15 protein-coding genes are annotated in these 20,009 nt (G+C 72.7%); 13 read left to right on the top strand and 2 right to left on the bottom strand.

Going from position 1 to position 20,009, the window contains the following annotated elements:
* The first annotated feature begins 437 nt into the window (after nucleotides 1-437).
* Nucleotides 438-1,481, top strand: a complete 1,044-nt coding sequence (locus ABD330_RS11020) for an alpha/beta fold hydrolase (protein ID WP_344463486.1) — start codon at nucleotides 438-440, stop codon at nucleotides 1,479-1,481.
* Nucleotides 1,478-2,248 carry a thioesterase II family protein gene (locus ABD330_RS11015; protein WP_344463473.1) on the top strand — a complete coding sequence of 257 codons (771 nt, stop codon included), beginning with the start codon at nucleotides 1,478-1,480 and terminating at the stop codon, nucleotides 2,246-2,248. The genes ABD330_RS11020 and ABD330_RS11015 overlap by 4 nt, the downstream gene beginning before the upstream one ends.
* Before the next feature lie 52 nt (nucleotides 2,249-2,300).
* Here ABD330_RS11015 and ABD330_RS11010 read toward each other — a convergent pair whose 3' ends face one another.
* Nucleotides 2,301-3,329, bottom strand: a complete 1,029-nt coding sequence (locus tag ABD330_RS11010; RefSeq protein ID WP_344463471.1) for a ketoacyl-ACP synthase III family protein — start codon at nucleotides 3,327-3,329, stop codon at nucleotides 2,301-2,303.
* A gap of 100 nt (nucleotides 3,330-3,429) precedes the next feature.
* Complete coding sequence (locus tag ABD330_RS11005) at nucleotides 3,430-4,962, bottom strand: DHA2 family efflux MFS transporter permease subunit (RefSeq protein ID WP_344463469.1); 1,533 nt, start codon at nucleotides 4,960-4,962, stop codon at nucleotides 3,430-3,432.
* A gap of 236 nt (nucleotides 4,963-5,198) precedes the next feature.
* Between ABD330_RS11005 and ABD330_RS11000 the strand changes: the two genes are divergently transcribed.
* The 11 genes from ABD330_RS11000 (at nucleotide 5,199) to ABD330_RS10950 (ending at nucleotide 20,004) form a co-directional block, all read left to right on the top strand.
* A complete protein-coding gene (locus ABD330_RS11000) occupies nucleotides 5,199-6,479 on the top strand; it encodes an FAD-dependent monooxygenase (protein ID WP_344463467.1) in 1,281 nt (426 codons plus the stop codon).
* A 91-nt stretch (nucleotides 6,480-6,570) separates the two neighbouring features.
* The gene (locus ABD330_RS10995; RefSeq protein ID WP_344463465.1) at nucleotides 6,571-7,770 is read left to right on the top strand and encodes a cytochrome P450; all 1,200 of its coding nucleotides are present in this window, start codon (nucleotides 6,571-6,573) and stop codon (nucleotides 7,768-7,770) included.
* Nucleotides 7,767-8,327, top strand: a complete 561-nt coding sequence (locus ABD330_RS10990) for an SRPBCC family protein (RefSeq protein WP_344463463.1) — start codon at nucleotides 7,767-7,769, stop codon at nucleotides 8,325-8,327. The genes ABD330_RS10995 and ABD330_RS10990 overlap by 4 nt, the downstream gene beginning before the upstream one ends.
* Complete coding sequence (locus ABD330_RS10985; RefSeq protein WP_344463461.1) at nucleotides 8,284-8,652, top strand: YrdB family protein; 369 nt, start codon at nucleotides 8,284-8,286, stop codon at nucleotides 8,650-8,652. Before ABD330_RS10990 ends, ABD330_RS10985 begins: the two co-directional genes overlap by 44 nt.
* Nucleotides 8,653-8,893: 241 nt before the next feature.
* A complete protein-coding gene (locus tag ABD330_RS10980; protein ID WP_344463459.1) occupies nucleotides 8,894-10,783 on the top strand; it encodes an HAD-IIIC family phosphatase in 1,890 nt (629 codons plus the stop codon).
* Nucleotides 10,758-10,979: a DUF6059 family protein gene (locus tag ABD330_RS10975; RefSeq protein WP_344463457.1), complete on the top strand. Its 222-nt coding sequence runs from the start codon at nucleotides 10,758-10,760 to the stop codon at nucleotides 10,977-10,979. The genes ABD330_RS10980 and ABD330_RS10975 overlap by 26 nt, the downstream gene beginning before the upstream one ends.
* 344 nt (nucleotides 10,980-11,323) lie before the next feature.
* Nucleotides 11,324-13,105, top strand: a complete 1,782-nt coding sequence (locus ABD330_RS10970) for a fatty acyl-AMP ligase (protein WP_344463455.1) — start codon at nucleotides 11,324-11,326, stop codon at nucleotides 13,103-13,105.
* A gap of 2 nt (nucleotides 13,106-13,107) precedes the next feature.
* Entirely contained in the window at nucleotides 13,108-14,886 is a 1,779-nt protein-coding gene (locus ABD330_RS10965) for an acyl-CoA dehydrogenase family protein (protein ID WP_344463453.1), read from the top strand.
* A complete protein-coding gene (locus ABD330_RS10960) occupies nucleotides 14,880-16,634 on the top strand; it encodes an acyl-CoA dehydrogenase family protein (RefSeq protein ID WP_344463451.1) in 1,755 nt (584 codons plus the stop codon). Before ABD330_RS10965 ends, ABD330_RS10960 begins: the two co-directional genes overlap by 7 nt.
* A 62-nt stretch (nucleotides 16,635-16,696) precedes the next feature.
* On the top strand, nucleotides 16,697-16,999 hold the full coding sequence (locus ABD330_RS10955) for an acyl carrier protein (protein WP_344463449.1): 303 nt from the start codon (nucleotides 16,697-16,699) through the stop codon (nucleotides 16,997-16,999).
* Nucleotides 16,996-20,004, top strand: a complete 3,009-nt coding sequence (locus ABD330_RS10950; protein ID WP_344463447.1) for a type I polyketide synthase — start codon at nucleotides 16,996-16,998, stop codon at nucleotides 20,002-20,004. Before ABD330_RS10955 ends, ABD330_RS10950 begins: the two co-directional genes overlap by 4 nt.
* The last annotated feature ends 5 nt before the right edge of the window (nucleotides 20,005-20,009 follow it).

The raw sequence follows: 20,009 nt of genomic DNA, 5'->3' as shown, positions 1-20,009 counted from the left end.
GGTCGTTGCCGAAGGACGCCGTCTCCGAGGTGAACCGGTCCCCGGTGAGCTGCATCCCGTCACCGGAGTCACCGGCGAACCGGATGACCACCCGGTCGACCTGCTGGACGACTTTGGTCGGGGCAGGAGCTTCTGCCTGAACGATCACGGAGTGCGGCCCCTCTCGTCTGTGCGGCTCTCACATCTCTCCCGCAACTCTTCCGTCGCGGGCTTGCGAACCTCTTAAGCCCGTGGGCAGGCCGTCCGCCCGGCGCCACCAGGGCGCGCGGAACGACACGGACGGCGCCGCCGCCGGTCGGCCGACCGGCCGACCGGCCGACCGGTCTTAAGAGCACCGCAAGCCCCTGGAGCGAAGCTCAACCCGCAACCGGCGGAACGGTAGTGCCGGACGGGACGAAGCCCTCCACCCTCAGGGGGGCTGGGTAGGAGGCGCTGTGGTGGCCAGAGTTGGCGCGAGCCCCGAGAACGGTCGCTCCCGCCCGACGGCGGTGAGCGAGATCCGGCTGCGGAGCCGGGTCGTGCACGGGTACCGGCGTGCCTTCCGGATGGCGGGCAAGGGCGACGCCGTCCTGCTGGTCCACGGCATCGGGGACTCCTCGGCCACCTGGGCGGAGGTGATGCCGGGGCTGGCGCAGCGCTACCGGGTGGTGGCGCCGGACCTGCTCGGCCACGGCGCCTCGGACAAGCCGCGCGGCGACTACTCGCTGGGCGGCTACGCCAACGGGATGCGCGACCTGCTGTCGGTGCTGGGCATCGAGCGGGTCACCCTGGTCGGCCACTCGCTGGGCGGCGCGGTGGCGATGCAGTTCGCGTACCAGTTCCCCGAGCGGACCGAGCGGCTGGTGCTGGTCGGCACGGGCGGGGTCGGCCGGCAGGTGACGCCGGTGCTGAAGGCGGCCACCCTGCCGGGGGCCGACCTGGTGCTGTCCGCGCTGCGGCTGCCGACCATGCGGACCCAGATCGGCCTGGTCGTGAAGGTGATGCAGTGGCTGGACATGGGCCTCGGCCTGGACGCCCCCGACCTGCTCCGGGTGGTGGACGCCCTGCCGGACGCGACCTCGCGCAACGCCTTCATCCGCACCCTGCGCGCGGTGGTGGACTGGCGCGGCCAGGTCGGCACCATGCTCGACCGCTGCTACCTGACCCAGGGCATGCCCACCATGCTGGTCTGGGGCGAGCGCGACCAGGTGGTGCCGGCCGTGCACGCCGGGATCGCGCACGTGTCCATGCCGGGCAGCCGCCTCGAACTCTTCCCGGAGGCCGGGCACTTCCCGTTCCGGAGCGATCCGCAGCGCTTCATCTCGGTGCTGCGCGACTTCATCGACACCACCGAGGCCGCGCACTTCTCCCCGGAGGAGTGGCGGTCCATGCTGCGCGGCCGCCGCCCGCAGGTCCGCAAGCCCCAGCCGCAATCCCAGCCGCAGTCCCAGACCCAGCCCCAGCCGGCCGAGGGCCTGGCGAAGGTGAGGGCGGTCATATGACGCGCTACCTGACCGGAGCCGCCGGTTCGGCGGAGAAGTCCCTGGACGGGCTGCGGCTGTTCTGCTTCCCGTACGCGGGCGGCGCCGCCTCCACCTACGCGCGGTGGCAGCGGCTGCTGGGACCCAAGGTGCACGTGATGCCGGTCCAGCTGCCCGGCCGGGAGGGCCGGATGGCGGAGAAACGTTTCACCGACCTGCCGACCCTGGTCGAGGACCTGGACCGCGAGCTCGGCCCGGAGCTGGAGTACCCGCACGTCCTGTTCGGCCACAGCATGGGCGCGCTGATCGCCTTCGCCCTGGCCCAGCACCGCCACGCGCGCGGCGCCCGGGCGCCCCGGGCGCTGCTGCTGAGCGCCTACCGGGCGCCGCACCTGCCGCCGCCGGAGTTCGCCGCGCCGGACGCCGACGAACGCGAGCTGGTGGACAGCCTGGTCCGGCTCGGCGGCATCCCGCAGGTCCTGCTCGACCACCCCGACTGGCTGCACGCCCTGCTCCCGATCGCCCGCGACGACCTGCTGGTCTGCTCGGGCCCCGGCCCGACCGGGAGCGTCCCGCTGCCCGTCCCGCTGTACGCCTTCGCCGGGACGGACGACGCGCTCGTCACGCCCGAGGAGGTCCGGCAGTGGGAGCGCTACGCGAGCGACTCCTTCGAGCTGCGGACGGTGCCGGGCGGCCACTTCTTCATCCGGGAGAGCGAGCCGGAGTTCACCGCCGAACTGCGCCTGATCTTCGAGAGACTGAACGAGAGCCGGCTGATCTCGCTTTGAGCAACGTCCACCCACCGTGGCGCCGGGGTCCCCCCCGGCGCCACTTGCCGTCTCAGGGTGCCCAGTTGGTGACCTCGGCGACGGCCGCCGACCAGCTGAAGCCCATCGCCGCGCCGACCAGCAGCACCAGGTCGCCCCGGCGGCCCCGGCCGCTCTCCATCAGCTGGTGCAGGCCGAGCAGCTGGTCCGCGCCGCCGACGTGCCCCACGTCCAGGCCCCAGTCGTGCAGCGTCCGGCCGGCGTCGATGCCCAGCGGCTTGTGGAACTGGCTCTCCGCGAACGGGGTGCCGAAGTTGGCGTGCAGGAGGTGGGTGACCTGGCCGAGCGTGGCGCCGGCGTCCCGCAGGGCCTGGCCGACCACCGTGTGCAGCCGCTCCACCAGTCCGCTGAACACCGCCGTCGGGTCCGTCTCCTTGGCCAGCCAGGCGAGTTTGCGGCCGCGCAGGTCGACCGGGCCCGGGCGGCTGAACGGCGCGTCCGTCCAGCCGTCGTACCCCCGGAAGATCGGCTCCAGCTCCGGGGTGGCGGCCGAGGCGGTCGAGAGCAGCCGGAGCGGCCCGCCGCTGCGGGAGAGCACCAGGGCGGCGCCGCCGTCGCCCCACACGCAGTTGTTGTCCGAGCGCCAGCGGTCGAAGCCGGGCCCCCGGAAGGCGTCCGCGCAGGTCACCAGTGCCGCCCGGCTGTCCTTGCGGGCGGCCAGGTGCGAGGCCGCCAGCTCGACCCCGGCCAGGCCGCCGTTGGCCCCCGGGAAGATGTCCAGCGCCATCGCGGTGCCGCCGAGCACCTCGCGCTGGATGTAGTGCGCCGGCGTCCACATGTCCTGCCCCTGGTGGTACATCGAGGCGTGCAGCACCAGGCCGAAGTCGGCGGACTTGTGCCCGCTCCGCCGGACGGCTCTCGACGCCGCGGCGACGGCCATGTCGACGGCGGGCATCCCGTCCGGGGCCACCGTGACCGCCCTGATCCCGTACTCCTGGTACTCCTGCCGGTCGAACGCGCCGGAGGCGGCGGCGTCGGCCGCGCTCGTGGTGCCCGGCAGGTAGGCGCCCAGGCCGGCGATGTAGAGGTTGTCCCATCTCATGACTGCTCCTTGGGTCGGGGTGGCCGCTCCACGGGACAGGCCGCCGGTTCCGCCAGGGGGTGGGCGGAACCGGCGGCCTGAGTCCGTGGGCCTGGGTGAGTTACGAGGCGCTGTGCAGTTCCGCCGGGGCCGCCGCGGCGGCGGCCGGCTCGGGCTTGCCGAGGCCACGGAAGCCGAACAGGCCGTTCAGCAGGCTGAGTCCGAGCATCACCAGCAGCGCGGTGAAGGCGACGCTGAGACCGTCCACCAGGGCGACGTTCGCCCCGGTGCCGTGCGCGATCTCGTGCGCCGTACGGTTGTTGAGCACCGTCACCGCGATGGCCAGGCCGAAGGCGGCGCCCAGCTGGGTGGCGGCGTTCAGGAGGGCGGAGGTGGTACCGGCGTCCTCCTCGGTGGCCTGCGAGGTGCCGACCACCGGGGTGGCGATCAGGCAGAGCACCAGGCCGACCCCGAAGAGCGCGGACAGCGGCAGCATGAAGCTCCAGAAGCTGCTGTGCTGCGGGATGCCGATGGCCAGCGCGATCGTGCCGCCGAGCACCACGGTGCCCGCCAGGTACATCGGCCGGGCGCCGATCTTGGTGATCAGCTGGGAGGCGATGGGGGCGCAGATCATCAGGCCGAGGCTGGTCGGCAGCCAGGCGAGACCGGTCTGCAGGGGGCTGTAGCCGAGCACGGTCTGCAGGTAGAGCGGGATCAGGAAGAAGATCGGCATCATCAGGCCGGCCGTCAGGAACTCACCCAGCGCACCGGACACCACGGCCCGGCTGCGGAACAGCCGGAGCGGGACCAGCGGCGCCTTGCTGCGGCCCTCGACGATGACGAAGGCGACCAGCAGGACGGCGGCGAGGGCGAAGGTGCCCAGGGTCTGGGCGGAGCCCCAGCCGTGCTTGTCGGTGGTGACGATGCCGTACACCAGCAGCAGCACGCCGCCGGTCGCGGTGAACGCGCCGACCAGGTCGACCGGCGGACGCGGTCCCGTCCGGACCGCCCGGCGGACCAGCAGCGCGGCGCCGACACCGACCACCAGGCCGACCGGCACGTTGATCCAGAACGCCCAGCGCCAGTCGGAGTTGGCGATCGCGCCGCCGATGATGGTGCCGACGCTGGCGCCGATCCCGATCACCGCGCCCCAGATCCCGAACGCCTTGCTGCGCTCGGCCGGGTCGGGGAAGGACGTCACCAGGATGGAGAGCGAGGCGGGCGACAGCGCGGCGGCGGCGATGCCCTGCGCGGCCCGCGAGGCCAGCAGCTGGCCCTCGCTGTGGGCGAAACCGGCCGTGAACGAGGCGGCGGTGAAGACCAGCAGGCCGCCCAGGAACATGGCCTTGCGGCCCAGCACGTCGGCCAGCCGGCCGCCGAGCAGCAGCAGACCGCCGAACAGCAGGACGTAGATGTTCATGACCCATTGCAGGCCGGTGGTGGAGAGTCCGATCGACTCCTTCAGGCGCGGGCCCATCACGTTCACCACCGACGAGTCGATGGCGATGATGAACTGCGCCAGGGAGACGATGATCAGCACCCACCAGCGCTTGGGGTCGGATGCGACCGGGGTGGAGGCTCCTGAGGCTCTGTTGGCGGAGGCCCCGGAACCAGGGCCTGAGGCGAACGACGCCTCGGCGGACTCGGTCTTCATGGCGGCTGCTCCTTATGCGGATGACGTCGTGCCTCGTCCGACGGATTCGATGGGGCTGCGAGTCGGCGCGGCTCTGGCTGTGCAACGGTATGGAGACGCTCTGTAGCCGTGCTAAAGCCCGCAGTTGCTGTTTTCGGGCCCTCGGCTCCCGCTGCAACCACGGCTTTAGCGGCCGCCTGAAGGCTGACCCCCGACGCTGTGGCACCGACTTCGCGGGACTCCAGAGAGGGAAGGCGATGACAGCTGCACTGAACACCCAGGTGTGTGTGGTGGGAGGGGGGCCGGCCGGGCTCGCTCTCGCGCTGGAGCTCGCCCGGTACTCGCGTGAGGTGGTAGTCGTCGAGCAGAGCGGGCACTTCAACCGGTCGTTCCGCGGCGAGTCCATCTCCCCGGACTCGGTCTGGATGCTGGACCGGCTCGGCATCCTCGACCAGGTCAGACACAGCACGCTGCGGACCGAGCGGATGGTGATCACCGACGGCGGGAGGGACGTGCTCTCCAGCGACTTCTCCGCCTTCGACCAGCCGAGCCCGTACCCGATGGAACTGCCGCAGCCGGTCCTGCTGGAGGCGCTGGCCGCCGAGGCCGGCCTGCACCCGGGCTTCTCGCTGCTGCGCCGCACCACCGCCACCGCCCTGCGCTACGAGGGCGACCGGGTGGCCGGCGTGACGTGCAGCGGACCGGACGGGCCGCTGGAGATCCACGCCAAGCTGGTCGTCGCGGCGGACGGCCGGTTCAGCAAGATCCGCGAGATGGCCGGGCTGCGCTACGACAAGATCCCGCTGGAACGGGACTTCGTCTGGTTCAAGACCCCGATGCCGGACGGCTGGGACCCGCACACCCTGCGGGTCAGGATCCTCGGTGACCGGCACGGCCTGTTCATCCCCACCGTGCCGGACCTGATCCGGGTCGGCTTCAACATCCCCAAGGGCGGGCTGCGGGAACTGCGCAAGGAGGGGATCGGCGCACTGCACCAGCGGATCGACGAGCTGGCGCCCGAACTCTCCGTAGGCGTAAGGGAGTCGGTGAAGGGGTGGACGGACACCTCGATGCTGGACATCTTCACCGCGGTCGTCCCCGAGTGGTCGATGCCCGGCCTGGTGCTGATCGGCGACTCGGCCCACACCCTGACCCCCGTCCTCGGCCAGGGCGTCAACCACGCGATCGTGGACGCCATCACGCTCGCCCCGCTGGTGTCCCGCGCCCTGCTGGCCCGCGACCCGGAGACCGCGCTGAACGAGGCCGGCCGGGCGTTCCAGGCCGCCCGCGAGGACTCGGTGTCGGCGGCCCGGCGCCTGCAGATGCGGCAGGAGCGGGCCTTCGAGCTCTCCAACCCGGCCGCGGTGCTGCTGCGGCGGGCCGTGTACCGGCTGGTCAACCGGAGCGGCTTCCTCAAGCGCGCGATAGTCGGCGGCGTCTACTACCAGCTGCAGGACTCCGTCCGCCGCAGCGGCCGTCCGCTCGAACTCGCCCCGGGCGGCCGCCGCGTCGAGCCGGTCGGCGACCCCAAGCGCTGAGCGGCCCCGCCGCACCGGCCCGGGGCACTCCCCCGACCCCCGCCGCCGAGCTCCGCCGCCCGACCCCCGCCGCCCCCGAACGGAGAGCCCGATGACCGACCAGGACGAACGCATGGACTTCCCCTTCGACCGCACATCACCGCTGCACCCGTGCCCGCACTACGCCCGGCTGCGCGAACAGGCCGCACTGGCCGACATCCGGATGCCCAGCGGCGACCCCGGCCGGCTCGTGACCAGATACGAGGACGTCCGCGCCGTACTCTCGGACGCCCGGTTCAGCCGCGCCGCGACCCTGGAGGACGGCGCACCCCGCTACGGCCCGGCGCCGCAGAAGTTCAAGACCCTGCTCAACATGGACGACCCCGAGCACAGCCGGGTCCGCCGCCTGGTCTCCCGCGAGTTCACCGTCCGCCGGGTGGCGGGGCTGCGCCCGCGCATCCAGCAGGCCACCGACCGGCTGCTCGACGAGATGGCGGCCCAGGGCAACGAGGCCGACCTGGTCAAGGCGCTGGCCTTCCCGCTGCCGGTCGCGATGATCTGCGAACTGCTCGGCGTGCCGTACGAGGACCGGGAGCAGTTCGGCGAGTGGTCGGACTCCTTCATGGCCATCACCGCGCGGCCCGTCGAGCAGATCCTGGCCGCCCAGATCGCGCTGTACCAGTACCTCTCCGGCCTGATCGCCGCCAAGCGGGAGAACCCCGGCGCCGACCTGCTCTCCGCACTCACCCAGATCTCCGACGCGGACGACGGCCGGCTGAGCGAGGAGGAGCTCACCTTCCTCGGCGTCAGCCTGCTGCTGGCCGGCCACGAGACCACCGCCAACCAGATCGGCAACAGCGTCCTGGCCCTGCTCACCCACCCCGACCAGCTGGAAATCCTGCGCAAGGAGCCGGAGTTGGTGCCGGGCGCGGTGGAGGAACTGCTCCGGTTGTTCCCCCCGGGCGACGAACTGCTGCTGCGGATAGCGCTGGAGGACGTCGAGGTCGGCGGCATCCCGGTGAAGGCGGGCGAGGCACTGCTGCCCTCGCCCGGCTCCGCCAACCGGGACGACCGGCACTTCGAGCAGGCCGAGACCTTCGACGTCCGCCGCCAGCAGGTCGACCACCTGACCTTCGGGCAGGGCGCCCACTACTGCCTCGGCTCCGGACTGGCCCGCGCCGAGCTCCAGATCGTCATCGAGACGCTGATCCGGCGCTTCCCCACCCTGCGACTGAACGCCGAGCTCGCGGACATCCCGCGGCAGACCGGACGGCTCGTGCACGGGGTCAGCAGACTGCCGGTGGCCTGGTGACCGGACGGCTCACCGGCCTGTTCCGGACCGGCCCCTCGCTGGCCGTACTGGACCGGGAGTACGCCAGAGCCGGCCGGGTGGACCCGGCGGCGCCGATCCAGGCCCGGCACCGGGTGACCGTCGACGCCCCGGCCGCCGAGGTCTGGCGGCTGATCACGGATGTCGGCGGCTGGCCGCGCTGGTGCGCCGGGGTGCACGAGGTGCGGGTGGACGGACCGGAGCTGCGGCCCGGTACCGAGTTCCGCTGGCGCAACGGCAAGAACCGGATCCGCTCCACGGTGTCGACCCTGATACCCGGGCGGGAGATCAGCTGGACGGGTGTCTGCAGCGGCGCCCGCGCCGTCCGGCGGCACCTGCTGACCCCCGCGCCGGACGGCGGCGGCACGCTCCTGACGGTCGAGGAGTCGATGTCCGGCTTCCTGCTCCCGGTGTTCTACGACAGCGGCAAACTCCAGACGGCCACCGGCGCTTGGCTGGAGGCCTTGCGAAAGACAGCAGAAAGAGAGTGGCGTGATGGGATTCAGCCCGATCAGCCTGGGAGTCCGGTTCCTACTTGAGCTGTCGGCCCTGGCGGCCTTCGGCTACTGGGGGTGGAAGGTCTCGCCCGGGGGCCTGCGCTGGCTCGCGGTACTGGCACTGCCGTTGCTGACCGCCATCCTCTGGACGGTCTTCGCCACCCCCGGCGACCCGTCCCGCAACGGCGACACCGTGGTCGCCACCCCGGGCGCCCTGCGGTTCCTGCTGGAGCTGGCCATCCTGTTCGGCGCCGCCTGGGCCCTCTACAACGCCGGCGCGAAGACCCCGGCCACCGTGCTGCTGGTCGTCCTGGTCGTCTACCACCTGACCGCCCTGGACCGTGTCGCCTGGCTGTTCCGCCACTGAACCCGCCCGGACGCGGGGCTTCCTGCTCACGGCAACCACCACAGGGGCGCGGGGAACTGCGCGATCAACCGTGCACGTACGTCGTGCCCTGGTCGCGCAGTTCCCCGCGCCCCTGGAGGTGCATGGCTGGTGCGTTGCCTCCTGCGTTCCCCCGGGAGGTTCGAACGCAAGGCCGTCTTTAGCTCGGCTGGTCAAGGTTCGGAGCGAACTGACCGTAGAGAGCGAGAGCGGGGAGAGTCCCTTGACCATCGCCACCACTGCCGCCCCGGCGGGCCAGAGTGCGCTCGATCGGCTGCGCACCCTGGCCGGAGCCGGCGAACTCGCCGCCCACTACCCCGAGATACCGCAGCTGCTGGCCGGCCTCGGCACCGAGGAGATCGCCCGCGCCGGACGCCAACTCGGGCGCCTGAAGCCGGAGGACGTCCTCGGGCACCACCCCGGCACCGAGACGCTGACCGTCGCCGTGACCGGCTCCTCCACCCTGGCCGGCCTGCTGCCCCCGCTGACCGGTGAACTGGCCCGGCACGGGCTGCTGCTGCGCGCCTGGAACGGCGACTTCGACAGCTGGATCACCGATCTCCAGGACACCGACAGCGAGTTGTACCAGGCGAAGGCCGACCTCACGCTCTGCGTGCTGGACGCGGAAGCGGTGCTCCGGTCGCTCCCGGTGCCCTGGCGGGTGGAGGACGCCCGGGCGGCCACCGAGGCGACCCTCGCGCTGGTCGACCGGCTGGCCGGCCACTACATGGCGCACGGCACCGGCACCCTGGTCCTCAACACCGTCCCGCTGCCCCGGGCCTACACCCACCAGCTGGTCGACCTGGCCTCCCGGGCCGCCCTCGGCATCGCCTGGCGCGAGTTCAACTCCGGCCTGCTGCGGCTCGCCGCCGGGTACGAGCGGGTCGCCGTGCTCGACCTCGAACCGCTGCTCGCCGAGAGCGGCCCGGCCAACGACCCCCGGCTGGCGATGTACGCCAAGGCCGCGTACGGCGACGAGCTGCTCGGCCGGTACGCCCGCGAGGTCGGCCACCTGGCCAGGACCGTCCGGGGCCGGACGAAGAAGGTCCTGGTGGTGGACCTGGACAACACCCTGTGGGACGGCATCCTCGGCGACGACGGCGCGGACGGCATCGCCGCCGCCGTGACCTTCCGGGGCGAGGCGTTCGGCCGGTTCCAGCGGGTGGTCAAGCAGCTCGGCTCGCAGGGCGTGCTGCTCGCGGTGAGCAGCAAGAACGACCAGGAGCCGGTGCTCGACGTGCTGGGCAGCCACCCGGACATGGTGCTGCGCACCGACGACTTCGTCCGGATCAACGCCAACTGGCAGCCCAAGGACGTCAATCTGCGGGACATCGCGGACCGGCTGAACCTCGGCGTGGACAGCTTCGTGTTCGCCGACGACTCGCCGTTCGAGACCGGGCTGGTGGCCGCCTCGCTGCCGGGCGTGGCCGTCGTCCGGCTGGACGAGGAGCCGGCCCTGCACATCGGCGCGCTGCTGGCCGACAACTGGTTCGACGTAAGGGAGTTGACGGCCGAGGACCGGGCCCGCGCGGGCCTCTACCGGAGCGAGGAGGCCCGGCAGTCGCTGCTGGAGAGCGCAGGCTCGCTCGACGAGTACCTGCAGCAGCTCCAGGTCACCGTCGACCTCTCGCCGGTGCAGGAGCACGAGATCGCCCGGATGGCTCAACTGACCCTCCGGACCAACCAGTTCAACCTGACCACCGAACGCCTCCAGCCCGCCGACGTCCGGGCCCGGCTGGCCGACGGGCAGCACTGGGTGCTGGCCGTCCGCACCGCCGACCGGTTCGGCGACCAGGGCCTGGTGGGCGGCGTGTTCGCCCGGGTGGAGGGCGACACCCTGCTGGTGGAGAACGTCATCCTCAGCTGCCGGGTGTTCTCCCGGGGCATCGAGCAGACCGCGCTCTCGGCGGTGCTCGCGCAGGCGGCCGGGCGCGGGCTGCGGCAGGTGCGGGCCGCCTACCGGCCGACCAAGAAGAACCACAAGGTGCGGGACTTCTTCCCGTCGGTGGGCTTCACCCGCAGCGGCGGCACCGACGAGGCGCCGGACTTCGCGCACGACCTCGCCGAAGTACCGGAGGTCCCGGGCCATGTCACCATCACCGCCCGGTTCTGAGCCCGGCCGCTTCTGGCGCGCGCTCTGGCGCGGCCTGATCGTGCTGGGCGCGTTCAACGGCCTGGCCGACGAGGAGCTGACCGCCATCGTGCTGGACGCCCGCCTCCGCGGCCCGGGCCCCGGCCACCCCGAGAAGCTGGTCCCCTGGATCCCGCCCACCCCGCTGGAGCGCGACCTCTGGTCCCGCCTCAACTGAGGTACCACCAGGGGCTCGCTCCCCGCTGAGGGCGGCCATGCACCACCAGGGGCGCGGGGAACTGCGCGAAACCGGCAGGTACGGCGCCGCACCCTCCGCCGCACGCGCAGCCCGAGCACCTCCCACTCCGCTGAGGCCGGCCATGCACCACCAGGGGCGCGGGGAACTGCGCGAAACCGGGAGCCGCGGCGCCGCACCCTCCGCACCGCGCACACGTCCCGGCCCGCGCAGCCACAAGCAGCCACAAGCACAAGAGCCGCTAAAGCTCCGTCGCGGAGCATCGCACATGTTGGTCGGATGCCGGCGGCAGGACCGTCGGCGGTATCAGAGGCGAGGGGAAGACGTTGACGGGTTTCGGGACATTCACCGAGCTGGTTCTGCAACGCACCGCTGACCTTGGCGAGAAGGACGCCTTCATCTTCCTGCACGACAACGCGGCCCACAGCCCGGCCGAGCACCTGAGCTACCGGGGGCTGGACGCGGAGGCCCGCAGAGTGGCGTCCTGGCTCCAGGCGAAGGGGGCGTCCGGCAGCCAGGTCCTGCTGCTCTACCCGTCCAGCGCCGACTTCGTGAAGGCGTTCACCGCCTGCCTCTACGCCGGTTCGGTCGCCGTCCCCGCCCCGCTGCCCGGCGACCAGGGCCACCACTTCGCCCGGGTCTCCGGCATCCTGAAGGACGCCGAGGTCAAGGCCGTCCTGACCGACAGCGCCAACGAGCCGGGCATCAGCGCCTGGCTGACCGAGGCCGGCTTCACCGACATCCCCTGCCTGGCGACCGACCTGCCGGGCCACGGCGACGCGTCCGCCTGGACCGCCCCGGAGCTCACCCCCGAGTCGCTGGCCTTCCTGCAGTACACCTCGGGTTCGACCAGCAGCCCCAAGGGCGTGATGGTCTCGCACCGCAACCTGCTCGCCAACGAGTACGCGATCCAGCGCTCGGCGGGCAGTGAGCCGACCGACCGGCTCGGCGGGTGGCTGCCGTTCTACCACGACATGGGTCTGATCGGGCACATCCTGCACCCGCTCTACCTGGGCGCTTCGGCGGCCCTGATGTCCCCGGTGTCCTTCCTCAAGCGGCCGTTCCGCTGGCTGCAGATGATCGACGAGTACGGCGTCACCGTCGGCGGCGGCCCCAACTTCGCCTACGACCTCTGCGTCCGCCGGGTCACCGACGAGCAGCTCGCCACCCTCGACCTGTCCTCCTGGAAGGTGGCCTGCAACGGCGCCGAGCCGATCCGGGCCGAGACGCTGCGGGCGTTCACCGAGCGCTTCGCGCCGGCCGGCTTCCGCGCCGAGTCGTTCTTCCCCTGCTACGGCATGGCGGAGACCACCCTGCTGGTCTCCGGCACGCCGTTCGGCAAGGCCCCGGTGGTGCGCACCGCCGACGCGGCCGCGCTGGAGCTCGGCGCGCTGCGCGAGCCCGCCGAGGGCGCCCCGGCCCGCACGCTGGTCAGCAGCGGGGTCTTCCGGGACTTCGACGTCCGGATCGTCGACCCGGAGGCGCACACCGAGCAGCCCGAAGGCGGCGTCGGCGAGATCTGGGTCAAGGGCGACAGCGTGGCCGGCGGCTACTGGAAGCGCCCGGAGACCAACAAGGAGATCTTCCAGGCCGTGATCCTCGGTGGCGCGGACGGCCCCGACGCGGGCTGGCTGCGCACCGGCGACCTCGGCGCGCTGGAGGGCGGCGAGCTGTACGTCACCGGCCGGCTCAAGGAGATGATCCTGATCAACGGCCGGAACATCTACCCGCACGACGTCGAGCGCACCGTCCAGGCGCTGGACCCGGCGCTCAGCGCGGGCAACGGCGCGGTCTTCTCGGTGGACACCGGCGAGGAGCACCTCGTCCTGGTCCAGGAAGTCAAGCCGAACGCGCCCTCCGCCGCCGACCTGCCCGCGCTCACCGCGCTGATCCGGCAGCTGGTCAGCCGGGAGTTCACGGTCGCGGGCAGCGTCGTCCTGGTCAAGCCCGGCACCATCCGCAAGACCACCAGCGGCAAGCTCCAGCGCACCCTGATGCGCCAGCTCCTGGTCGAGGGGCGGCTCACCCCGCTGCACCAGGTGCTGGAGGACGGCGTGCAGACCCTGGTCGACGCCGCCGCCGACCGCTCGCCGGCGCTGGTGAGCTGACCATGGACCACGCTCCCTACCTGCTGGCCGAGCAGCTGGAACACGACCTCGGCGACCCCGAGGACCCGGCAGCGGTCTTCAACCACGCGAACTGCCTCGCGCTGGACGAGACGGAGGAGTTCCCGGCCGCGATCTGCCGGCGGCTGGAGGAGCTCGGGGTCCACGAGTACTACGTCCCGGCCGAGCACGGCGGCCGGCTCACCACCTACGAGCACGTGCTCCAGCTGATCCGCACGGTGGCCCGGCGCGACCTGACGGTGGCGATCGGCCACGGCAAGACCTACCTCGGCGGGGTCTGCGTCTGGGTCGCCGGTACGCCCGAGCAGGCGGCGGCGCTCGGCGCGGACATCCGCGCCGGGCTGCCGGTCTCGCTCGGACTCACCGAACGCGCCCACGGCAGCGACCTGCTGGCGGGCGAGGTGGAGGGGGTGGCCGGCCCGGACGGCGGCTACCTGGTCAGCGGCGAGAAGTGGCTGATCAACAACGCCACCCGGGGCAGCGTCCTCTCACTGCTCACCCGGACCGACCCGGAGGCCGGGCCGCGCGGCTTCAGCGTCCTGCTGGTCGACAAGCGGACCATCCCGCAGGAGAGCTACCGCCACCTGCCGAAGATCAGGACGCACGGCATCCGCGGCGCCGACATCTCCGGCATCACCTTCACCGACGCCCCCGTGCCCGCCGCCGCCGTGGTCGGCCAGCCCGGCAACGGCATCGAGATCGTGCTCAAGGCCCTCCAGCTGACCCGGACGATGTGCGCCGCGCTCTCCCTCGGCGCGGCGGACCACTCGCTCGCCATCGCCATGGACTTCACCGAACAGCGGGAGCTGTACGGCCGCAAGCTGGTCGAACTCCCGCAGGCCCGGCACGTGTTGGCGGGCGCGGTGACGGACGTCCTGCTGGACGAGGCACTCGCGCTGACGGCCTCCCGCTCGGTGCACACCCTCACCGACGAGCTCTCGGTGACCGCCGCCGTCACCAAGTACCTGGTGCCGACCGGCACCGAGACCGTGATCGCCGACCTCACCAGGCTGCTCGGCGCCCGCGCCTTCCTCAAGGACGTGCACGCCCGGGGGATGTTCCAGAAGGTCGACCGGGACCACCGGATCGTCGGCCTCTTCGACGGCAACACCCTGGTCAATCTGAACTCCCTGATCAGCCAGTTCCGTTCACTGGTCCGCGGCTGGCGCCGGGCGACCGGCGGGGTGGACGGCGCGCGCGCCGCGTACGACCTGGCGGCCGAGCTGCCCGCGCTCGAACCGGACCGGCTCTCACTGGTCGCCCGGTACGGCAGCGGCGTGCTGGCCTCGCTGCCCGGCTCGGTCGAGGCGCTGCGCACCGAGGCCGACGCCAACCCGGCGCTCAAGCCCGCGCTGGCACTCGCCGAGCGGACACTGGCCGTCACCGACCAGGTGCACGCCACCATGGAGATGTACCAGAACGCGCTGACCGACGTACCGCCGGCCGCCTTCGAGACCGCCAAGCGCTACGCCCTGTGCTTCGCGGCGGCCGCCTCCCTCGGGGTCTGGCTGCACAACCACCGGGCCGCCGAACAGGGGCGCACCGCCGCGCTCTGGCAGGACGGGCTGTGGCTGAGAGCTTCGCTGGCCCGGCTGCTCACCCGCCTGGGTGAGCCGACGGCCGACGACCGGGAGGCCGCCGACGCGCTCCTGGAGCAGGTCAGAGCCCTGCGCGCGGAGGGCCTGCTGCCCTCGCTGCTGCCGCTGGCCCTGACCGGCGCACCCACCGCAGTGCCGGACGAATCTGAGGGGACGTCATGCTGAACCAAGCCGCCGACCGAGTGGTCGGCCCGGACATCGGGGCCGAGGCGCGTGCCGTCGCCCGGGTGGCCGAGATCGAGAGGGTGCTCGGCGACCCGCGCGAGGCGACCAACCCGGTGGGCTTCGCCCGGCTGCTGGAGGCCGACGAGGCGGGCGAGATGTCCGCCGAGGGCGAGAAGCTGCTCGACGGGCTGGGCTTCAACGCCGAGTTCGTCCCGGCCGCCCTGGGCGGCCGGCTGGAGCAGCTGGACACCCTGACCAGGGTCGTCCGGCAGGTCTTCCGCCGGGACATCGCCCTCGGACTCGGCTACGGCGTGACGTCCTTCATGGCCTCCGTGAACGTCTGGGCCTCCGGCGACCAGGAGCAGCAGCGCCGGCTGGCCGAGATCCTGCTCGGCGGCGGCAAGGTCTCCGTCGCGTACCACGAGCTCGCGCACGGCAACGACTTCGTGCGCAACGAGTTCGCGGCCCGCACCGACGGCGAGGGCTACCGCCTGCACGGCACCAAGCAGGTCATCAACAACGCCGGCCGGGCGCAGGCCTGGCTGCTGTTCAGCCGCACCTCCGACGCGGCGGGCAGCCGCAGCCACTCGGTGCTGATGGTCGAACGCGACCAGGTCGACCCGGCGAAGCTGCGGATCCTGCCCCGGTACGAGACGGTCGGCGTCCGCGGCTGCCACCTCTCCGGCCTGGACTTCGACGACTGCCCGGTGCCCGGCACGGCCCTGGTCGGCACGGTCGGCCAGGGGGTCGAACTGGCCCTGCGCTCCTTCCAGATGACCCGCAGCGCGATCCCCGGGATGGCGCTCGGCGCGGCGGACACCGCGCTGCGCACGGTCGTCGGCTTCGCCCTCGGACGCCGGCTCTACCGCAAGTCCGTGATGGACATCCCGCACGCCAAGGCCACCCTGGGCAACGCCTTCCTCGACCTGCTGATCAGCGACAGCCTCTCGCTGGTCGGCACCCGCGCGGTGCACCTGCTCCCCGACGAGACCAGCGTCTACGCCTCGGCGGTGAAGTACCTCGTCCCGAAGCTGCTGACCGAGACGATGTACGAGCTGTCCATCGTGCTGGGCGCCCGGTTCTACGTCCGCGAGGGCGAGTTCGGCATCTTCCAGAAGCACGTCCGGGACCTGCCGGTGCTCAGCCTCGGCCACGCCGGCTCGGCGGCCTGCCAGGCCACCATCATCCCGCAGCTGCCCCGGCTGGCCCGGCGGTCCTGGTTCAAGGCGGAGCCGGCCCCGGCCGAGCTCTTCCGCCCCAGGTCCCCGCTGCCGCCGATCGAGTACGACCGGCTCGCCCTGGCCAGCGGCCGGGACAGCCTGAGCGCCTCACTGGTCGCCGCCGTGGACGAACTCCCCAGCGGCACCCCCGAGGAACGCGCCGTGCACAGCCTGACCCTGCGCCTGATGGACGAGCTGCGCCAGATCCAGGAGTCCGCACTCCAACTGGCCCCGCAGGACCGGACGGCACTGGCCAGCCCGAGCAGCTTCTCGCTGGCCGACCGGTACGCGGTGCTGCTCGCCGCCGCCTCGGTGCTCGGTGTCTGGCAGCAGGCCAGGGGCGGCGACGACGAGTTCCTCGCCGACCCGGCCTGGGCCGCCGCCGCCCTCCACCGCCTCGCCCGCCGCCTCGGCCACCAGCCCCCACCGCTGCCCGCCTCCTGCGAAACCCGGGTGCACGACGAGGTCATCCGCCGCTTCCGCGACTCCCGCAGCTACGACCTCTACGACACCCCCCTCGCGGGCTGAGGCAGTCCCTGAGGGGCTGCACGGTCCCCGTCACCACCCCCTTCCGACCCAAGGAGAGAACAATGTCCGTCCCCACTACCGACCGACCCGCAGGCGGGGCCGGGCACCACACCGCCGAATCGCTCACCGTCTGGCTGGCCGACCGCATCGCGGTCTACCTCAAGCGGAACCCCTCCGAGATCGACCCGACCGTGCCGCTCGCCGAGTACGGACTCAACTCGGTCGCGGCGCTCGGGCTCTGCGGAGACATCGAGGAGGACTTCGACCTCGTCCTGGAGCCCACCGCGGCCTGGGACTACCCGACGGTCGAGGCCCTGGCCGGCCACCTGCTGGACGAGTTCGCCAGCCAGGGCATCACGCGATGAGCGCTACCGCAGGGGAGTCCAGAGCCGTCCGCCGGATCGCGGTGGTCGGCCTGGACTGCAGATTCCCCGGAGCGCCGGACCCGGCCGCCTACTGGGACCTGCTGATGCGCTCCGGCGACGGTGTCGGCGAGGTGCCCGCGAACCGCTGGGACAAGGGCGACTTCCACTCGCCCGAGGGAGCCGAGGGCCGTACCAACACCACCGAGGGCGGGTTCATCACCGACCCGGACGTCTTCGACAACGAGTTCTTCACCATCTCGCCCCGCGAGGCCGCCGCGATGGACCCGCAGCAGCGCCTGCTGCTGCAGTGCGCCTGGCGTGCGGTAGAGAACGCCGGTGTCGCGCCGAGCGGCCTCGCGGGCAGCCGGACGGGCGTCTTCGTCGGGATCATGGGCAACGAGTGGGCCCAGCTGCACCTGACCGACTACGACCGGATCACCGCCCAGGTCGGCTCCGGCAACGGCTACTGCATGACCGCCAACCGGATCTCGTACCACCTGGACCTGAAGGGGCCCAGCCTCGCGGTCGACACCGCCTGCTCCTCCTCGCTGGTGGCCGTGCACCTGGCCGCCAACGCGCTGCTCGCGGGCGAGTGCGACTACGCGCTCGCGGGCGGCGTGAACGTGGCGCTGACCCCGGCGCTCGGCATCTTCTACACCCAGGCCGGGCTGTCCGCGCCGGACGGCCGTTGCAAGCCGTTCAGCTCGGAGGCCAACGGCATCGGGCGCGGCGAGGGCGTCGGCGTGGTGGTACTGCGCCGGCTGGAGGACGCGCTGGCCGACGGCCAGCAGATCTACGCGGTGATCCGCGGCACCGCCGTCAACCAGGACGGGCGCAGCAACGGCATCACCGCTCCCAACCGCTGGTCCCAGCAGGAGGTGCTGGCCGGGGCCTACCACCGGGCCGGGGTCGAGGCCGGGGACGTGACCTTCACCGAGGGCCACGGCACCGGTACCGAGCTCGGCGACATGATCGAGGTCAAGGCGCTCGGCGGGCTGCACGCCGGCCGCACCGGCAAGCCGATGGCGCTCGGCTCGGTCAAGGGCAACCTGGGCCACACCGAGGGCGCGGCGGGCATCGCCGGCCTGATCAAGGTCGCGCTGGCGCTGCACCACCGGGTCGTCCCGGCCAGCCGGTTCGCCACCAAGGAGAACCCGAAGCTGAACCTCGCCAAGTACGGGCTGCGGCTGCTCAAGGCGCCGCTGCGGCTCCCGGCCGGCCCCACCCTGGCCGGCCTCAGCAGCTTCGGGATGGGCGGCACCAACGCGCACGCCGTCCTGGAGACCGCACCGCCGACCGCCGTCCGGCCCGGCGCCACCGGGTCGGGCGGGGTCTTCACCCTCAGTGCCACCTCGCCGGACGCGCTGCGCCGCAACCTGCTCGCCCAGGCCGACGAGATCGGCAGGCGCCGCGTCCCGGTCGGCCCGGTCTGCTGGAACAGCAACCGGGTCAAGGGCGGCCACCGGGTCCGCTTCGCGCTGCCCGCCACCGACGCCGCCGAACTCGCCGCGCGGCTGCGGGCGGCGGCCGAGGACGAGGACCTGCTCGGGCGGCTCGCCGCCCAGCCGGCCGGCCGCCCCAAGATCGCGCTGCTCTTCACCGGCCAGGGCTCGCAGAGCCCGGGCATGACCGCCAGGCTCTACCGCGAATCGGCCCTCTACCGGGGCTTCCTGGACCAGGCCGACGCCGAACTCCGGCCGCACGTCGGCGAGTCGGTACGCGACCTGATCCTCTCCGGCGACGAGCTGGTGCACCTCACCCGCTACACCCAGCCCGCCCTGTTCGCCGTCGGCTACGCGCTCGCCCGTACGCTCGGCGAACTCGGCGTCGCCCCGGCGCTGTTGCTCGGCCACAGCGTGGGCGAGTACGCGGCGGCCGTCACGGCGGGGGTGTTCGGCCTGCCCGAGGCGGCCCGGCTGATCGCCGCCCGCGGCGCGCTGATGCAGGCCCTCCCGATCGGCGGCGGGATGCTGTCCGTCCAGGCACCGGCCGCCGACCTGCGCGAACTGGTCGACGGCGAGCCGCTGGTCGGCGTCGGCGCGGTCAACGGCCCCCAGCAGACGGTCCTGTCGGGCGACCTCAAGGCACTCGACCGGCTGGCCGGCCTCCTCGCCGGGCGCGGGGTCCAGACCCGCCGGCTCCAGGTCTCGCACGCCTTCCACTCGCCGCTGATGGCCCCGATGCTGGACCGCTTCGCCGAGATCGCCCAGCAGGTCGGCGGCGGCGTGCCGCAGCTGCCGCTCTACTCGACGGTGCGCGGGCGGGTCCTGCGGGACGAGCCGATGGACGCCGCCTACTGGGTCGAACACGTCGGAGCGCCGGTGCTGTTCGCCGAGGCGAGCGAACGGCTCTTCGACGCGGCCCCGACCCATGTGGTGGAGATCGGCCCCAAGCCGGTGCTGAACGGCCTGGTCCGACGCCTGCGCCCGCCCGCCGGGCTGCGCACCCTGCACCCCGCCCAGGGTGAGGACCCGGGCGCGGCGGGTCTGCTGGAGCTGCTCGCCTCGCTCCACCGGGACGGCCTCAACCCCGCCTGGGACGCGCTCTACCCGGAGGAGGACCGGCAGGCGCTGCGCCTGGCGCCGTACGTCTTCTCCGATGCCCACCGGTACTGGAGCCGGGGCCCCGTCCGCCGCTCGGCCGGGCCCGTCCCGGCGGCCGCGCCGGTCGCGGAGGCCCTCGCGGCGACGGAGACCGGCCCGGGCCTGGCCCGGATCGGCCTGGCCAGGGGCGCCGGCCTGACCGGCCCGGTCGCGGAGGCGGTGCTCGCCGCCGTCGCCCAGGTCGGGGGCTACGCGGTCGCCGAACTCGGCGCGCACTCCCGGCTGTACGAGGACCTCGGTTTCGACTCCGTGATGGTGATGGAGCTCAAGACCAGGATCGAGAAGAAGCTCGGCTGGACGGAGGCCGTCCCCGTCCAGGACCTGCTCCCGCACCTTGCCTCGCTCGGTGCCCTGGCCACCTTCTTCGAGCACCACCGCAGCAGCATCACCGTCGCGTCGTGACCACC

The organism is Kitasatospora kazusensis, from assembly GCF_039529945.1.
In the GTDB taxonomy this organism is placed as follows: Bacteria; Actinomycetota; Actinomycetes; order Streptomycetales; family Streptomycetaceae; genus Kitasatospora; species Kitasatospora kazusensis.
The sequence above is the reverse complement of the archived record's forward strand: the minus strand, read 5'-3'. Positions and strand labels throughout refer to the sequence as shown.